This is a genomic window from Bizionia gelidisalsuginis (assembly GCF_008086185.1).
Classification (GTDB): domain Bacteria; phylum Bacteroidota; class Bacteroidia; order Flavobacteriales; family Flavobacteriaceae; genus Bizionia; species Bizionia saleffrena.
Genome location: NZ_VSKN01000001.1, coordinates 105,640 through 121,864, shown reverse-complemented (window position 1 = coordinate 121,864; position 16,225 = coordinate 105,640). Strand labels below are relative to the sequence as shown.

At 34.4% G+C, this 16,225-nt stretch carries 15 protein-coding genes; 8 read left to right on the top strand and 7 right to left on the bottom strand.

Annotation, left to right across the window (positions count from 1 at the left end):
• The 4 genes from ES677_RS00570 to ES677_RS00555 all read left to right on the top strand — a co-directional run bounded on the left by ES677_RS00570 (position 1) and on the right by ES677_RS00555 (position 3,894).
• A complete protein-coding gene (locus ES677_RS00570; RefSeq protein ID WP_148368706.1) occupies positions 1-1,032 on the top strand; it encodes a FecCD family ABC transporter permease in 1,032 nt (343 codons plus the stop codon).
• 1 nt (position 1,033) lies between these two features.
• The gene (locus ES677_RS00565) at positions 1,034-1,828 is read left to right on the top strand and encodes an ABC transporter ATP-binding protein (protein WP_148368707.1); all 795 of its coding nucleotides are present in this window, start codon (positions 1,034-1,036) and stop codon (positions 1,826-1,828) included.
• 69 nt (positions 1,829-1,897) lie between these two features.
• The gene (gene rmuC, locus ES677_RS00560) at positions 1,898-3,289 is read left to right on the top strand and encodes a DNA recombination protein RmuC (protein WP_148380115.1); all 1,392 of its coding nucleotides are present in this window, start codon (positions 1,898-1,900) and stop codon (positions 3,287-3,289) included.
• Positions 3,290-3,339: 50 nt separating this feature from the next.
• Entirely contained in the window at positions 3,340-3,894 is a 555-nt protein-coding gene (locus ES677_RS00555; RefSeq protein ID WP_148368810.1) for an acyl-CoA thioesterase, read from the top strand.
• A 790-nt stretch (positions 3,895-4,684) separates the two neighbouring features.
• On the opposite strand, the gene carB is transcribed toward ES677_RS00555, so the two are convergent.
• Both carB and rpmH read right to left on the bottom strand, forming a co-directional pair.
• Positions 4,685-7,537: a carbamoyl-phosphate synthase large subunit gene (gene carB / locus ES677_RS00550; protein WP_148368709.1), complete on the bottom strand. Its 2,853-nt coding sequence runs from the start codon at positions 7,535-7,537 to the stop codon at positions 4,685-4,687.
• A gap of 97 nt (positions 7,538-7,634) precedes the next feature.
• Positions 7,635-7,796 (bottom strand): 50S ribosomal protein L34, encoded by a 162-nt coding sequence (gene rpmH / locus ES677_RS00545; RefSeq protein WP_092133229.1) that lies wholly within the window; start codon positions 7,794-7,796, stop codon positions 7,635-7,637.
• 302 nt (positions 7,797-8,098) lie between these two features.
• Between rpmH and ES677_RS00540 the strand changes: the two genes are divergently transcribed.
• The gene (locus ES677_RS00540; protein WP_148368710.1) at positions 8,099-8,671 is read left to right on the top strand and encodes a DUF2892 domain-containing protein; all 573 of its coding nucleotides are present in this window, start codon (positions 8,099-8,101) and stop codon (positions 8,669-8,671) included.
• A 56-nt stretch (positions 8,672-8,727) separates the two neighbouring features.
• Here the strand turns inward: ES677_RS00540 and cls are convergent, their stop codons facing one another.
• From cls to ES677_RS00525, 3 genes are read right to left on the bottom strand one after another with little or no spacing between them, the layout of a single operon-like run.
• Positions 8,728-10,188 carry a cardiolipin synthase gene (gene cls / locus ES677_RS00535; protein ID WP_317130595.1) on the bottom strand — a complete coding sequence of 487 codons (1,461 nt, stop codon included), beginning with the start codon at positions 10,186-10,188 and terminating at the stop codon, positions 8,728-8,730.
• Positions 10,185-11,114: a lytic transglycosylase domain-containing protein gene (locus ES677_RS00530; RefSeq protein ID WP_148368711.1), complete on the bottom strand. Its 930-nt coding sequence runs from the start codon at positions 11,112-11,114 to the stop codon at positions 10,185-10,187. The genes cls and ES677_RS00530 overlap by 4 nt, the downstream gene beginning before the upstream one ends.
• A gap of 52 nt (positions 11,115-11,166) precedes the next feature.
• Positions 11,167-11,829, bottom strand: a complete 663-nt coding sequence (locus tag ES677_RS00525) for an alpha/beta hydrolase (protein ID WP_148368712.1) — start codon at positions 11,827-11,829, stop codon at positions 11,167-11,169.
• A gap of 114 nt (positions 11,830-11,943) precedes the next feature.
• Here ES677_RS00525 and ES677_RS00520 point away from each other — a divergent pair, with 114 nt between their 5' ends.
• Positions 11,944-12,240 (top strand): GNAT family N-acetyltransferase, encoded by a 297-nt coding sequence (locus ES677_RS00520; protein WP_148368713.1) that lies wholly within the window; start codon positions 11,944-11,946, stop codon positions 12,238-12,240.
• 36 nt (positions 12,241-12,276) lie between these two features.
• Here the strand turns inward: ES677_RS00520 and mtaB are convergent, their stop codons facing one another.
• The gene (gene mtaB, locus ES677_RS00515) at positions 12,277-13,605 is read right to left on the bottom strand and encodes a tRNA (N(6)-L-threonylcarbamoyladenosine(37)-C(2))-methylthiotransferase MtaB (RefSeq protein WP_148380114.1); all 1,329 of its coding nucleotides are present in this window, start codon (positions 13,603-13,605) and stop codon (positions 12,277-12,279) included.
• Between the two features lie 468 nt (positions 13,606-14,073).
• Between mtaB and ES677_RS15480 the strand changes: the two genes are divergently transcribed.
• Together ES677_RS15480 and ES677_RS15475 are read left to right on the top strand one after the other, a co-directional pair.
• Positions 14,074-14,598, top strand: a complete 525-nt coding sequence (locus tag ES677_RS15480; protein WP_211357852.1) for a hypothetical protein — start codon at positions 14,074-14,076, stop codon at positions 14,596-14,598.
• A 68-nt stretch (positions 14,599-14,666) separates the two neighbouring features.
• The gene (locus tag ES677_RS15475; protein ID WP_317130598.1) at positions 14,667-15,020 is read left to right on the top strand and encodes an integrase core domain-containing protein; all 354 of its coding nucleotides are present in this window, start codon (positions 14,667-14,669) and stop codon (positions 15,018-15,020) included.
• 62 nt (positions 15,021-15,082) lie between these two features.
• On the opposite strand, the gene ES677_RS00505 is transcribed toward ES677_RS15475, so the two are convergent.
• Positions 15,083-15,904 (bottom strand): T9SS type A sorting domain-containing protein, encoded by an 822-nt coding sequence (locus ES677_RS00505; protein WP_148380113.1) that lies wholly within the window; start codon positions 15,902-15,904, stop codon positions 15,083-15,085.
• Positions 15,905-16,225: the final 321 nt, after the last annotated feature.

Genomic DNA, 16,225 nt, shown 5'->3' with positions numbered 1-16,225 from the left:
TTGAATCCGCAAAAAACATATACCGTCACTTTTCTTATCTTATTACTTCTCGTCGTACTTTTATTTCTCGTCAATGTAAGTTTAGGCTCGGTTTCTATTCCTTTTAGCGACATTTTTAACAGCTTTTTTGCAGACGCTTCACAATACACCAACAAAGAATACATTATTCAAAATTACAGATTACCAAAAGCTTTAACCGCCATTTTGGTAGGCTCAGGACTCGGTATTTCTGGATTGTTAATGCAAACCCTATTTCGGAATCCGTTAGCGGGGCCGTTTGTTTTAGGAATAACTTCGGGCGCTAGTTTAGGGGTTGCTCTAGTTATTATGGGTTCGTCGGTAATTGGTGGTGTGTTTACCGCAGTATTAATCTCTAAATGGAGCTTAGTTATTGCCGCCAGCTTGGGTAGTTTTATAGTACTGCTTACCGTATTAATCGTCTCGTCGAAAGTGCGCGATACAATGGCTATTCTTATTATTGGTTTAATGTTTGGCAGTATCACTTCGGCAATTGTAAGCGTGTTATCGTATTTTAGTTCGGCCGAAGAATTACAACAATATATTTTCTGGGGCTTTGGTAGTTTAGGCGATCTACAATGGAACGAATTGGCCGTCTTTGCATCTATTTATGCCATTGGTCTCTTGTTTAGCATCGCTTCTATAAAAGCATTAAATACTTTATTATTGGGAGAAAATTACGCTAAAAGTTTAGGGTTAGATATTAAAAAAAGCCGACTAATCATAATCATAGCCACAAGTTTATTAGCAGGAACTATTACTGCTTTTGCTGGTCCGATTGCCTTTATTGGTTTGGCTATTCCGCATATTACACGCTTAGTTTTTAATACGGCAAACCATAAAATATTAATTCCTGCCGTCTTTTTATTTGGGGCTATAATTATGCTTATTTGCGATAGTATTGCTCAGTTACCAACCTCTGATTATACTTTACCTATTAATGCTATAACGTCGTTAATTGGAGCACCCGTTGTTATTTGGCTGTTAATTAGAAAACGTAAAATGGTCTTTTAATATGAAAAACAACAATCAAAACACGATTCTTAAAACGGAAGACTTAAGCATAGGGTATCGTTCTAAAAAAACCGAAACTAGTATCGCCTCTGGCATTAATTTAACCCTAAACAAAGGCGAACTTATAGGCTTGGTTGGTGGTAATGGTATTGGTAAATCGACCTTGTTGCGTACGTTAACAAACGTACAACCCGCATTAAAAGGAAGCGTTTTATTGCACGGAAAAACTATAGAAAGCTACGATAATTTAACTTTAGCTAAAGTATTAAGTATTGTACTAACCGAAACAATAGCGTCTAAAAACTTATCGGTTTTTGAGCTGATTGCTTTAGGACGACAACCCTATACCAATTGGGTGGGAACACTTACAACGGCCGATGCAAATGCAATAAATGCGGCTATTTCTCAAACAAATTTAGAGTCTTTAAAGCATAAAAAATGCTACGAATTAAGCGACGGACAACTCCAAAAAGTAATGATTGCGCGGGCACTCGCTCAAGATACCGATCTTATTATTCTCGACGAACCTACCACGCATTTAGATATGTACCACAAAGCCTATATTTTAAAGTGGCTTAAAAAATTAGTCGAGCAAACAGGAAAGACGATTCTGTTTTCTTCTCACGAAATCGATTTAGCGATTCAATTATGCGACCGACTCATTGTAATGAAAACAGATAGCATTGTTTGCGATGCCCCTTGTAATTTAATATCGCAAGGTGTTTTTAATAATTTATTCCCCGACGATTTAATCGTTTTTGATACGGCTACAGGAAGCTTTAAAGTAAAGAAATAATAACAATTGTTATTTATAAATGGTAGACTTCATTTTAAATAATATATTTGATTAAATTCAGTTTTATATATGAACGCTACCATTATTCTTATCCTCGCCATTTTTATTTCGGCTGCTATTGGCGGTTATTTAGGTCTGCTTTTTTCTCGCTTAAAAAGTAGAGGTGAAAAAAGTACGTTGGAAGAACGCAACACGAATCTAGGCGCGCAATTACTAGAATATAAGCAAACTTCTGAAGCTGAAGTACAAAAACAAGAGCTTCAATTTAATCAGCAACTTATAGACTTAAAAGAAACGCTTTCCAAGATTGAAAGTGACCGCGAAGATATTCGTAGAAAAAAAGAGTTTTTACAGACGGAACTTACCCGAAAATCTTCAGAATACGATAATTTAAAACAACATAGCCAAACGCGAGAGCACGAAATAGAACTCCGACAAGAGCAATTGCGAAAGGATTTTGAATTGCTAGCGACGAAAATTCTGGACGAGAAATCGGAGAAATTCACACTTCAGAATAAAGAAAATATTAAAAATATATTGAATCCGTTACACGAACGCATTCAAGTCTTTGAGAAAAAAGTAGACGATACGCAAAAGGAGAGTATTAGTATGCACAGCGCTTTAAAAGAGCAATTATTGGGTTTAAAAGACCTAAATGTACAAATGACTAAGGAAACCACCAACCTAACGCGCGCTTTAAAAGGCGATAGTAAAATGCAAGGTAATTGGGGCGAATTAGTGTTAGAACGCGTGCTTGAAAAATCGGGATTAGAGAAAGATAGAGAATATTTTGTGCAGCAAAGTTTTACACTCGCCGATGGCTCTCGCGTATTGCCAGATGTTGTACTACATTTACCAGACGGCAAACGTATGATTATTGATAGCAAAGTATCGTTAACCGATTACGAGCGTTTTGTTAATGCAGAAGACGACGATCGTGCGCCATATTTAAAAGCACATATTAATTCGATAAAACGCCACGTCGAACAACTTTCAGATAAAAATTACCAAGATTTATACGATATCGAATCTCCAGATTTTGTGTTGTTATTTATTCCTATAGAACCTGCTTTCGCTATTGCTATTAATGAAGACAACTCGCTATATAACAAAGCTTTCGAGCGTAATATTGTAATTGTAACGCCATCGACATTATTAGCAACGTTACGTACTATCGATACCATGTGGAACAACGAAAAGCAACAACAAAATGCCATTGAAATAGCGCGACAGGCAGGCGCATTGTACGATAAATTTGATGGTTTAGTAAAAGATTTAACAGGTGTTGGTAAAAAAATTGATGATGCAAAAAAAGACTATTCTGCCGCTATGAATAAACTGGTCGATGGGCGTGGAAACCTAATAACGAGCGTCGAGAAACTTAAAATAATGGGAGCGAAAGCTAAAAAATCACTACCCGAAAAACTAATAAAGCGTGCTAAAAATGACGAGGACGAATAGTTTTTAAATTGAAAAATATTACTATAATAAGATAATTGAAGACCTATATGATGAAAAGCACTTTTAGAACAGTAGATGCCTCGCGCATTAGTATTTCGGAATTGATGTTACCATCACACTCCAATTTTAGCGGAAAAATACACGGAGGCCATATTCTTCGTTTATTAGACCAGATTGCCTTTGCTTGTGCTTCTAAACACTCTAAAATGTACTGTGTTACAGCGTCTGTAGATACAGTGAATTTTTTGGCCCCCATAGAGGTTGGCGAATTAGTAACGATGAAAGCGTCTGTGAATTTTGTTGGTAATACGTCGATGGTTGTTGGTATTCGCGTAGAAGCAGAAAACATTCAGACGGGTGTAACCAAACATTGTAACTCGTCTTATTTTACAATGGTTGCTAAAGACGACCACGGAAAATCGGTGAAAGTGCCCGGTTTAATTTTAAATGATAAAAAGGAAGTAAAACGATTTTTAAATGCCGTAATACGGAATAAAACAAAACAACAACGTACGATAGAATTTGATCATCAAGATTTTTCTTTAGACGATTATATTCCCGATTTAGAAGGGTATAAAGTTCAAATAGAATTGCCTAACGAGTAATAAAAAAGCCTTCACAACAAAATGTGAAGGCTTTTCTACTTAAAATAATGTGTTAATTTTTAACAGCGCACTTAGTTAATTACCCGGCATTGTTTATAACAGTTAGCCGAATGAAATACACGCCACTCTTCCATATTACCACTCCATTTGTAGAATTTAGTATGGCTAAACGCTGCGCATAAATACATTTTCCTTAAACATCAAACACTTCGAAAAGCACTCCGTTTTTATTTATACTGGACACATCAACATATAGAAGAATACTCTCAGGATTAGGAGTCATTGAAAAAGAGGATGGTGTTTTAAATTGAGGTGTACGCAACGTTCGTTCCTTCAGTAACAACAGTAATTGTTCCAGACCTATTCGCTGCACCCTGAACACCCCATAATAATGGCTGGTAACTAAAATTATAAAGGTTCTTAAAAATGTAAATCCGTGTGCACCACAACATCTTCGTTAAAGACTTCACATTTGTTTTTACAGATCACTTTCTAATGAAGTGAATGGTTTAGGCGCGTCCAAATCTTAATATAACAGATTCTCTTGTTTCTATAATTAAATTTGGATCGAGCCATTACCAGAAAACTGAATTTAATTGAATGTCTCGGTTTATGAGCTACCACTAAATCAGAACACTAACATAAATACAAATAGTAGCATTTTAGTCATAAAAAAAAAGTTAAGGGATTCTCTTTAATCTACAATTTTTAATAATACCAAAATGTTAATTAAAACAAAAAACCTCTAATATATAGAGGGTTTTTGTTAAAAATTTAAGAATAATTTATTTTATTTGCTTAAATACATTTGTCGTCGTGCATATAAGTTATAGAATTCATCGTCTTTTAGATCATCTATAAATAAGATACTTTCTCCAGTACTTTTCATCTCTGGTCCTAATTGCTTATTTACATTATGGAACTTATCAAAAGAAAACACGGGTTGTTTAATAGCATATCCTTTTAATTGCGGATTGAAATTAAAATCGGTTACTTTTTTCTCACCCAGCATAACTTTCGTGGCGTAATTTACATACGGCTCACCATACGCTTTAGCAATAAAAGGCACAGTTCTAGAGGCTCTTGGGTTCGCTTCAATAATATATACTATATCGTCTTTAATGGCAAACTGAATGTTTATTAAACCTACCGTGTTTAATGCTAAGGCAATTTTCTTTGTGTGGTCTTTAATTTGCTGCATCACTAAATTACCTAAATTAAACGGCGGTAATGTTGCGTTACTATCTCCAGAGTGTATTCCACAAGGTTCAATATGTTCCATTATACCTATTATGTACACGTTTTCTCCATCGCAAATCGCATCGGCTTCCGCTTCAATAGCACCATCCAAATAATGATCTAAAAGCAATTTGTTACCAGGAATACTTCTTAGTAAATCAACGACGTGTTTTTCTAACTCGGCTTTATTAATCACAATTTTCATTCCCTGACCTCCTAAAACATAAGAGGGTCTCACTAATATTGGGAAATCTAATTTATCTGATACTGCTAAGGCTTGCTCCGCCGTTTCAGCGATATCAAATTCTGGATAAGGGATATTATTTTCTTGTAACAATTTAGAAAAACTTCCTCTGTCTTCAGCTAAATCTAGAGATTCGTAAGTAGTTCCTATTATTTTAATGCCGTAGCGATCTAATTTTTCTGCTAATTTTAAAGCAGTTTGGCCACCTAATTGCACAATAACACCTTCCGGTTTTTCGTGCTTAATAATGTCGTAAATATGCTCCCAAAACACAGGTTCGAAGTATAATTTATCGGCGGTATCAAAATCGGTAGATACCGTTTCGGGGTTACAGTTAATCATTATGGTTTCGTAACCACATTCTGCGGCAGCTAAAACACCGTGCACACAGCAGTAATCGAACTCGATACCTTGACCAATTCTATTTGGCCCAGAACCTAAAACAATAATTTTTTTCTTGTCTGAAACAACACTTTCATTATCTGCGTAACGCTCGCCATTTGCCAATTCCACATCGTTTTCGAAGGTAGAATAATAATAAGGTGTTTTCGCTTTAAACTCGGCAGCACACGTATCGACTAACTTGTACACACGGTTAACGCCTAATTCTTCACGTTTACTATACACTTCACTCTCTAAGCATCCTAACATGTGCGCGATTTGACGGTCGCCATATCCTTTTTGCTTCGCTTCCAGCAATAAATCTTTTTGTATAGAATTAATTTTATACGTTGAAATCTCTTTCTCTAATTTATAAAGATCTTCGTATTGTTTTAAGAACCACATATCAATTTTCGTGATTTCGTGGATACGACTTAACGGAATTCCCATTTGTATGGCGTCGTAAATAACGAATACGCGATCCCAGCTGGCGTACGTTAATTTTTCTATTATTTGATCGTAGTTTGTATATCCTTTTCCATCGGCACCTAAACCGTTACGTTTAATTTCGAGAGACTGTGTGGCTTTGTGCAAGGCTTCTTGAAACGAACGGCCTATACCCATTACTTCTCCAACAGATTTCATTTGAAGTCCTAACGTGCGGTCTGATCCTTCAAATTTATCAAAGTTCCAACGTGGTATTTTTACGATAACGTAATCTAAAGTCGGTTCAAATAACGCTGAAGTTGATTTAGTAATTTGATTTTCTAATTCATCTAGATGATAGCCAATCGCTAATTTTGCAGCAATTTTTGCAATAGGATATCCTGAAGCTTTACTTGCTAACGCCGAAGAACGCGACACACGAGGATTAATCTCGATAGCGATAATATCTTCTTTTTCGTCTGGGCTAACGGCAAATTGCACATTACAACCGCCGGCGAAATCTCCAATACTACGCATCATATGTATAGCCATGTCACGCATTCTTTGATACGTTTTATCACTTAAGGTCATTGCAGGAGCAACCGTAATAGAGTCTCCAGTATGAATTCCCATCGGGTCCATATTTTCGATAGTACAAATGATAACGACGTTATCGTTAGCATCGCGAAGTAATTCTAATTCATATTCCTTCCAACCCATTAACGCTTTATCGATCATCACCTCGTGGATTGGAGAAATTTCTAATCCGCGCGTTAATAAATCGTCAAAATCTTCTTCTTTGTATACAATTGAAGCGCCAGCTCCACCCAAAGTAAAAGAGGCTCTAATCACTAAAGGAAAACCAAATTTTTGAGCGATTTCTTTACCTTGCAAGTACGATTTTGCTGTTGCTTGAGGCGCCATTGGCACTCCAATTTTAAGCATTAACTCTCTAAACTTTTCACGGTCTTCGGTAATATTTATTGCATCTATATCGACCCCTATAATTTCGACGCCAAAGTCATTCCAGATTCCTTTTTCATCTGCTTCAATACATAGATTTAATGCTGTTTGACCACCCATTGTTGGTAACACAGCATCAATTTGCGGATGTTCTTTTAAAATCTTAACTAAAGATTTCGTTGTTAGCGGTAACAAGTAGACGTGATCTGCCATAGACGGATCGGTCATAATTGTTGCTGGATTAGAGTTTATTAAAACGGTTTCAATTCCGTCTTCTCTCAAGGATCTTAAAGCCTGAGTTCCAGAATAATCGAACTCACAAGCTTGACCAATTACGATGGGTCCTGATCCAATAATAAGGATTGATTTTAATTTTGAATTTTTAGGCATTGCATTGTTTTATTGTGTGGCAAAAATAATAAAAATTAGATACAAAAAAAGGCGTTACACCTAAGTAACGCCTTAATATATTAACAATTGTTAATCATTATTTTTTATGTCTAGTTTCAGATGAAACAGATATTTTCTTTCTTCCTTTTGCTCTTCTACGAGCTAATACTTTTCTACCATTAGCAGAAGCCATTCTTTCTCTGAAACCGTGCTTGTTTCTTCTCTTTCTTTTTGATGGCTGAAACGTTCTTTTACTCATTTTATAATATCTTTAAAGTCTGAAATGTAATTTATTTTATGTGTCCTAGTATTTCTCCAAAACTGATCGCAAATATACAACGACTTTTTAATTTCGCAAACCTTATTTAAAATTATTTTTCAATAGATCTGTTTTCCTTTCTTTTTAAAATAAAAAAACCTTGAAATACAGTACAAAGTAATGAGATTTAGATTTTCTTTAGCTTCATTTTTAGATAAAAATTAGTTTCTTTGCACCTTGACGATATTTTTAAAGCAAATCAAGCTTATAAAAGCGCTCAACTTTATATAAAACACATAAATATGTACAATAAAAATTTAAAATTAGTAATCGCAGCACTAATTATTGCTGCCGCTGTTTGGCAATTCATACAGGGAGGCATAGGAAATGGAATTATGCTTATTTTAATCTCTCTGATATTTATATTCTTATATTTTAAAAATGAGTTTATTTTAATAGCCTTTTTAAAATTAAGAAAACAAGATTTTAAAAGTGCTAAAAATTGGTTGGATAAAATTAAAACACCAGAAACCGCCTTAACCTCAAAACAACAAGGATATTATAATTACCTAAACGGTATAATGGTCTCTCAAACCGATATGAATGCGGCCGAACGTTACTTTAAAAAAGCCATTGTTTTAGGTTTATCTATGGATCAAGATATGGCGATGGCTAAATTAAATTTAGCAGGTATTGCTTTTTCAAAACGCAGAAAACATGAAGCGACGATACTTATTAACGAAGCTCAGAAATTAGATAAGCAGGGGATGCTTAAAGACCAAATAAAGGAGATGAAAGAGAATATGAAGAAAGCGCAAATGCCAAACCAACATTACGGTGGTGGTCGCCAGCAGCGCAGAGCAACGAGAAGATAAAAACAAAAACGCCTTAATTAAGGCGTTTTTTTATGTCTAATATTAAGTGCTTAACTCTATAATAGTGGTGCCCATAATTTACAAATAGATTCTTTTATTTTTTCTGTTTTAGAGCGCTTGCTCCATTCTTTAGGATTCATTAGTCTAGCTGATTCTAAATCGTTTAAAAATATCGCTTTAAGGTCTTTACTCACTTTTTCGTTGTAAATAACAGCATTAATTTCAAAGTTAATATTAAAGCTTCTATAGTCCATATTGGTCGTGCCAATAGTGCAAAATATATCGTCTACTACTATTGTTTTTGCGTGAATAAATCCTTTTTCATAACGGTATACTTTTATATCAGCATCAAACAAACTACCTAAATACGAATTTGTAGCGTACTTTGCCGTAAACGAATCGGATTGGTCTGGTATTAGTAGTCTAACATCGATACCGCTTCTAGAAGCCACTTGTAAGGCTGTTATTATTTGTTGATTTGGAATAAAATAAGGAGTGGTTAAATAAATATATTTATCTGCGGTGGTTATGGCCGAAAAAATAACTTCCATTATATTAGCCCAATCAGTATCTGGACCGCTTGCCGCTATTTGTACCGCAACATTACTTTTACACGGCTTATTAGGAAAAAAGCTTTCCGAAATTTTTAAATCACTACCGGAAACAAAATTCCAATTAATTAGAAATTGCACTTGTAACGTAACGATAGATTCCCCTTCTAATCTTAAATGCGTATCTCTCCAATACGTATCGTTATTTGCATAATTTACATAAGCATCAGAAATATTAATACCGCCAAGGTAGCCAATAACGCCATCTATAACCACTATTTTACGATGGTTTCTGTAATTCATTCGCCCTGTAAACTGAGGAAAGAGCACCGGCATAAACGAATAAAACTCAACGCCGCTATCTCTAAGTTTAGATTTCATTTTTCGCGTAATACTGCTTCCAACGTCATCTATACTTAATCGTACTTTTACACCACTTTTCGCTTTATCGCAAAGAAGGTTTAAAATTTTAGATCCTATTTTATCATCTCTAACGATATAATATTCAATATGAATATGGTGTTCAGCGGCTTTTAAATCGTCTATTAGGCGTTTAAATTTATTTTCACCATTAAGTAAAATATCGACTGTATTACGTTTTGTTAACGGCGCTTTATCGCTCTTTTGAAGTAGTTTTACTAGCTTTATTTTGTCCTCTAAAAGGCTGTGTTCTAGAGCATCTAATTCTGATTTTGATTGCTCCAAACTGTCGTTTAACTGCTTAACGACCTTTTGATTTAAAATATTTTTTCTATTAAATATTTTATTCTTTCTATATTCTTGTCCGAATAGATAATAAACCAATAGGCCTAAAAAAGGAAAAAACACTAAAACTATAATATAGGATAGTGTTTTTGTTGGGTTTACATTTCTAAATAAGAGAGCTATTACTGCCGAGATGGCGAGCAAATAGTTAATTATTATTAAAACGTACCAAATATTGTCTTGTAGAAAACTGAGTATCAAGGCTTATTAATGTAATATCCTTCTCTCGGGATGTCTAAATAATATAGTTTATTAGATCTATTATTTAAATTGCTCTCTCTTAACCAAGGATTATGAATTTTTAATAGTTTATAATTTAAACCTAAATCTTTCGAAAATTGAGCAAAATCGGAGACAACCGTGTCCACTTTCACCTTGTAAGTAGGTACGGCGCTGTATAAATCTTTTGGTCTAAAGTTAAACCCGTACGTATCTGGATGCGATAAAATTTCTTTAAGAGCAACAATTCTAAAGATGTAACGTCCCGTTTCTTCTCCCAACAATAAATCGTAATATCCCTCTACCTTTTGCTCCTCTAAGCGTCTTGAAATACCATAATTACCAGCATTGTAAGCTGCCGCCGCAAGGGTCCAAGATCCTAAACGTTCTTTAGAGTCTATTAAATATTTACAAGCCACCTCGGTCGCTTTTTCAAGATGGTAGCGTTCATCGACATTATCATTAACTTCTAGTCCGTTTTCTTTTGCTGTAGCCGCCATAATTTGCCAAAAACCACTTGCTCCCGCAGGAGAACGCGCATTTGTTAAGCCGCTTTCTATCACTGCCAGATATTTAAAATCTTCTGGAATTCCGTTTTTCTTAAGTATAGGCTCAATAATAGGAAAATACTTTTTAGCACGCTTAAACATTAACAGTCCATTAGATTGCCAATACGTATTCACCAACAATTCGCGATCAATGCGTTCTAAAATATCTGGATTGTGCAACGGTAAAGCTTCACCGGCAAAATCTAGTTTTTCCGGCACCTGAAGTGCATATACATTATATTCGTTTTTTATTTTCTTTTCTATAAACTCATCGGTAGGCGCTTCCTTAAATGCATTAATTGAAACTGCACCTACAGCCAACAACCCCACTACCATTAATCCTTTTTGCACGTATTTCATCTTCATATAGTTTTGCATAAATTTAAAACAAATATTTTAACTGTCATTATATTTAACCTAATATTAGCTTAGGTAAATTTTCGTTAAACCATTTGTACTTGTTAAGTATCATTATGTGTGTGCCGCCTTTAACAGTAATACAATCCCCTAAATAATGGTGGGGAAATACGAGGTCCGAATCGCCGTGAATATGAATAACTTCGGGTAACGGTTCCTCTTGATCCCAACAAACCATTTGCTCAATCGCCCAATCTAGATATTTTTTATCGGTTACAGACAAGTATTTCTTATACAACTCCACACGTTTTGTAACAGTCTCCCCAAAGGCAAATTTCGCTAAAAGATCGACATTAGCCAGCAATTGAGTGGGCAATAATTTATAGGCTTTTGTAGCTCTTAAGACTTTTAACCGCCTTGGCATTTCTTGTTTTGTTTTAACACTAGAGACCACAAAAAGTTTACGTAATTTAATGTGCTTACTCATTTCTTGAACTAAAACACCACCAAAAGACACGCCCAATAACACACTGTTTTCGTGTTTAATATCTTTAATGATACGTAATGCGTAGTCTTTTAATGTTTCGTTATCCAACGGAGTAATCCAATGCAATTTATGTAGCTGAAATTGGTCTAAAGGTAATGATAGGTTATCAAATATTGAAGGATTGGCGGCCATTCCTGGCATTAAATAGATATGGATTAAATCGTGATTCATAAGGTTTTAACAATATAGACTAACTAATGATGATAATTATGCGTAAATTTGGGATATAAATTTATAAAATAGTGCGCACTATTTTTGAATCTCTACTCACAAAAACCCATAATTATGTTAGATGCTGATGAACTCGTTGATAATGAATTTCAACGTCAATTTGAATTAACTATTGATGGCCATTTTGCGAAAATTGAATACTCTTTACAAGAACGTAAAATTTTCTTAACGAAATTAATTATTCCAGAAGGGATTACTAATGAAAACTTTCAGGATGATTTTTTAAGACTCGTTTTCGAGAGCATTAAAGACCGCAATTTAAGCATAGTACCAACAAACCCCGAAATCGCAAAATTTGTAAGGCGAAACAGAGAATACAAAAGCCTGCTTCCGGTAGGTTTAAGAATTTAAACAAAAAAAGTCAAGCGCAATGCTTGACTTTTTTGTTTATACCAAATCTTTAGCAAATTCAAGTCGCACTAAACCGTCGTCGTCAATATGTGTTAATTCTACAGTATGTAACGTATTAACTAATTCTGGGTTCCAAGGCGCTTTTACTTTTACATAGTTTTCTGTAAAACCGCGAATATATCCTTCTTTATTTTCACTTTCAAAAAGCACTTGTCGTGTCGTGTTTAACTGACTCTCGTAAAACGAGCGACGTAATTTAGTACTCAAGCCACGAAGCATTTTACTGCGCTTAGCGCGTACCTTTTTAGGCACAACACCTTCCATATCGGCAGCAACAGTATTATCTCTTTCAGAGTATGTAAAAACGTGTAAATAGGAAATATCAAGTGTATTTAGGAAGTTGTACGTTTCTAAAAACAGTGCGTCTGTTTCGCCTGGAAAACCAACAATAACATCCACCCCGATACACGCGTGAGGCATTACCTCTTTTATTTTATTAACGCGATCTTCATATAATTCCGACATATAACGACGGCGCATCAATTTTAAGATTTCATTACTTCCGCTTTGCAACGGAATATGAAAATGCGGCACGAACGTTCTACTTTTTGAAACAAAATCTATAGTTTCATTTTTTAGTAAATTAGGCTCGATAGAAGAAATACGTAGCCGCTCGATACCTTCAACAGTATCTAAAGCTTCTACCAACTCGAAAAACGTATGTTCGTGTTTCTTGTTACCAAATTCACCTTTACCGTAATCACCAATATTGACGCCGGTTAAAACGATTTCCTTTATATTTCTTTCAGAAATTTCTTTCGCATTCTTCAATACATTCTGTAAATCATCACTTCTAGAAATTCCTCGGGCTAAAGGAATGGTACAATAGGTGCACTTATAATCGCAACCATCTTGCACCTTTAAAAAAGCACGTGTTCTATCGCCAATCGAATAACTACCAACATAGAAATCGGCGTCTTCGATTTCGCAAGAATGAATTTCGCCAAAATCATTTTTAGATAAATCGTTTAAATAATCAGTAATTTTAAACTTCTCGGTTGCGCCAAGCACCAAATCTACACCATTAACATCGGCTAATTCTTGCGGTTTTAATTGCGCATAGCAACCTACAGCTACAACAAAAGCATCGGCATTTTTTTTCTGTGCTTGTTTTACAATAGTCTTAAAACGTTTATCGGCATTTTCTGTAACCGAACACGTATTTATGACATAAATATCGGCCGCTTCGGCAAAATCTACACGATCGAATCCTTCCTCCTCAAAACGTCTTGCAATTGTAGATGTTTCAGAAAAGTTAAGTTTGCATCCTAAAGTGTAAAAAGCGACTTTCTTCTTGCTCGACATATGTATAGTGATTCTAAATTTTCGTGCAAATTTAGCAAAAAAAAAAGAGTGTAACTATTGCTACACTCTTTAATTCTATATTTTGTCCCGTCCTGAAATAGCGATACACTAAAACAATAGTGTAATGAAACGCATAGAAAACACCGGGCACGTAAAGCGGACCCAAAAAAATTACTCACTTTCTTTTAAACTACAAATTGTTCAAGAAGTTGAACAAGGACTTCTTACAAAAAGTTAAGCACAGACCAAATATGGTATTCAAAGTGACTCCACTGTAACTAAATGGTTAAAAAAATAGGGTAATTTTGATTGGGCAAATCAAACACCCGTTACTATGTCTAAAACACCTGAACAAAGAATACTTGAGCTAGAAGCAAAAGTTAAGCTGTTAGAAAAACAAAAGCTAGAGCGGAACATTTAGCAGAACGAGCAGACAAAAAGGTTATTATTTTTGATATGTTGGTTGATATGGCTGAAAGAGAGTATGATATTCAAAATAAGAAAAAATTACACACCGAAGTTATCGATCAATACCGAGAGCAAACCAAAGAAACAATAGTTTCTACTTGCGGATTACTTGGGGTAAATAGACAGGTGTATTACCGAACTAAAAAATCAAAACTGCGTAAGCAAAATTTAGCACAACAAGTCATGCATTTGGTTCGTGTATTAAGAATGAAGATGCCACGTTTAGGTAAAATAAAACTATATTATTTGTTAGAAGAGGATTTAAAAAAAATAAAAATAGGAAGAGATAAGCTCTTTAGAATACTTCAAGCCAATCATTTATTAATTATTCCAAGGAAATCATATCATATTACAACAGACTCACACCATAGATTTAGAAAGCATAAAAATAAAGTTTGTAACCTAAAGATTAATAAACAAGAACAAGTTTGGGGTAGTGATATTACTTATGTTGGAAGGCGAGAAACCCCAAGTTATTTAGCGTTAATTACGGATGCTTATTCCAAGAAAATTGTAGAGGTTTAACGTGTCCAATAGTTTATCTGTTGAAGGTTCTTTACAAGCATTAGGTATAGCTATAAAAAACAGATGCTATAAGAATTCATCATTCAGATAGAGGTTTACAATATTGCTCAAATGATTACCAAGAATTACTTGAGCAAAATGGAATCAAAACCAGTATGACAGAAAAATATGATCCTTACGAAAATGCAGTAGCAGAAAGAATCAATGGAATTTTAAAGCAAGAATTTAATATCGCTAAATATGAGGTAAACCTAAAAATAAAGAAACAAATCATTAATGAATCAATCAAAATTTATAATCAAGAAAGACCTCATTTATCAAATCATATGTTGACTCCAAATCAAATGCACAAACAATGTAAAATAGAAATGAAAACTTATAAATCAAAAAAGCTAAACAATGGAGTCATTGTTCAGCTTTAAATATTAAATTTAATCCTTTATCAATCTGTAGCGATTAGTCAGGACTAGACATTTTGAAAAGACTACTGTTTAACAATCTTTCTTGAAATTGAACCTAAATTTGATTCAATTTTTAATATGTAAATTCCAGAAGTTAAATCGGTAAGATCTAAAGTACTGTTATTTGATTGCTTATTAACTAGTTGCCCAGTTACAGAATATAATTCTGTAGTAAATTCTTTAATTGAATTAGGTAAGCTTAGACTAACTTTACTTGTTGTTGGGTTAGGTGAAATAGATAAGTCATTAATAGAAAATTCATCTACACTTAACGTACTAAAGTCTCTGACTTCCATTACCATATGCATCGTTCCAAAACCAATACTTGCTAACGTTGAAGGAGGTGTTATACCACAAGCAACAGAATAAATATAACCTGGGTTAGTTTCTCCGTTAGGATTACTTCCTATTTGGAAACCTGTAGTATTTGCGGGCATAGCACCATTAGATTCGTCTGGAGTTTCTACACCAAACACTAATTCTGGTGCTGATACATTGGCAGAAATTGCAACATCTACAATGGTTCCAGTGGCTGCATCTGTTAATGGTACAGTGACTCTTGAAATCTCTGTTAACGTTCCTGCTGGAAATGCGCCACCTGTATTACTATAAATAATTACGTCCACAGAAAAATTTGGTAAAGCATTTGATACAGCTTCTACTGCAAAAGAGACTTCCTGCACGTTAAAAGTTGATGCATAAGATGTTAAATCGTAAACACGATAAAAAATATTATCTGACACAACACCATCACCAGAGCAGGCAACAGAATTCGCGGATACAATTGTATTATCTGTAGTTTGCGATAAAGTAACCTGTGCGTAAGATCCACAAAAGGCAAACAAAGTTAATAGAGCTCAAATGTAATTTTTTTTCATAATATTATTTTTAAGTTGTTAATAACAACGAATATAGAAAAATAAAAATCATTACGAAATAAAGTCTTTTAGATCTATCTATTCTAATTTAGATAAAAATTAATTAGATTTTATAAGATAGCGCTGTTACACCCCAAATGACTGTTTAAATCTCGAAGCGTAAATAAAATCGATACATTTGCTTAAAACACCTTCTGAAATTTATGCACTCAAGTTATGATATCCCTAAAGTTTTATCACTTGATGAGCCTTTAACTAATTTAGATAGGTATTAACAATAAGTAATAG

What these genes read in the sequence shown, in the direction of transcription:
- ES677_RS00565 (WP_148368707.1), top strand. Translation starts at nt 1,034, where the DNA reads ATGAAAAACAACAATCAAAACACGATTCTTAAAACGGAAGACTTAAGC.
- rmuC (WP_148380115.1), top strand. Translation starts at nt 1,898, where the DNA reads ATGAACGCTACCATTATTCTTATCCTCGCCATTTTTATTTCGGCTGCT.
- ES677_RS00555 (WP_148368810.1), top strand. Translation starts at nt 3,340, where the DNA reads ATGAAAAGCACTTTTAGAACAGTAGATGCCTCGCGCATTAGTATTTCG.
- carB (WP_148368709.1), bottom strand. Translation starts at nt 7,537, where the DNA reads ATGCCTAAAAATTCAAAATTAAAATCAATCCTTATTATTGGATCAGGA.
- rpmH (WP_092133229.1), bottom strand. Translation starts at nt 7,796, where the DNA reads ATGAGTAAAAGAACGTTTCAGCCATCAAAAAGAAAGAGAAGAAACAAG.
- ES677_RS00540 (WP_148368710.1), top strand. Translation starts at nt 8,099, where the DNA reads ATGTACAATAAAAATTTAAAATTAGTAATCGCAGCACTAATTATTGCT.
- ES677_RS00530 (WP_148368711.1), bottom strand. Translation starts at nt 11,114, where the DNA reads ATGAAATACGTGCAAAAAGGATTAATGGTAGTGGGGTTGTTGGCTGTA.
- ES677_RS00525 (WP_148368712.1), bottom strand. Translation starts at nt 11,829, where the DNA reads ATGAATCACGATTTAATCCATATCTATTTAATGCCAGGAATGGCCGCC.
- ES677_RS00520 (WP_148368713.1), top strand. Translation starts at nt 11,944, where the DNA reads ATGTTAGATGCTGATGAACTCGTTGATAATGAATTTCAACGTCAATTT.
- mtaB (WP_148380114.1), bottom strand. Translation starts at nt 13,605, where the DNA reads ATGTCGAGCAAGAAGAAAGTCGCTTTTTACACTTTAGGATGCAAACTT.
- ES677_RS15480 (WP_211357852.1), top strand. Translation starts at nt 14,074, where the DNA reads ATGGCTGAAAGAGAGTATGATATTCAAAATAAGAAAAAATTACACACC.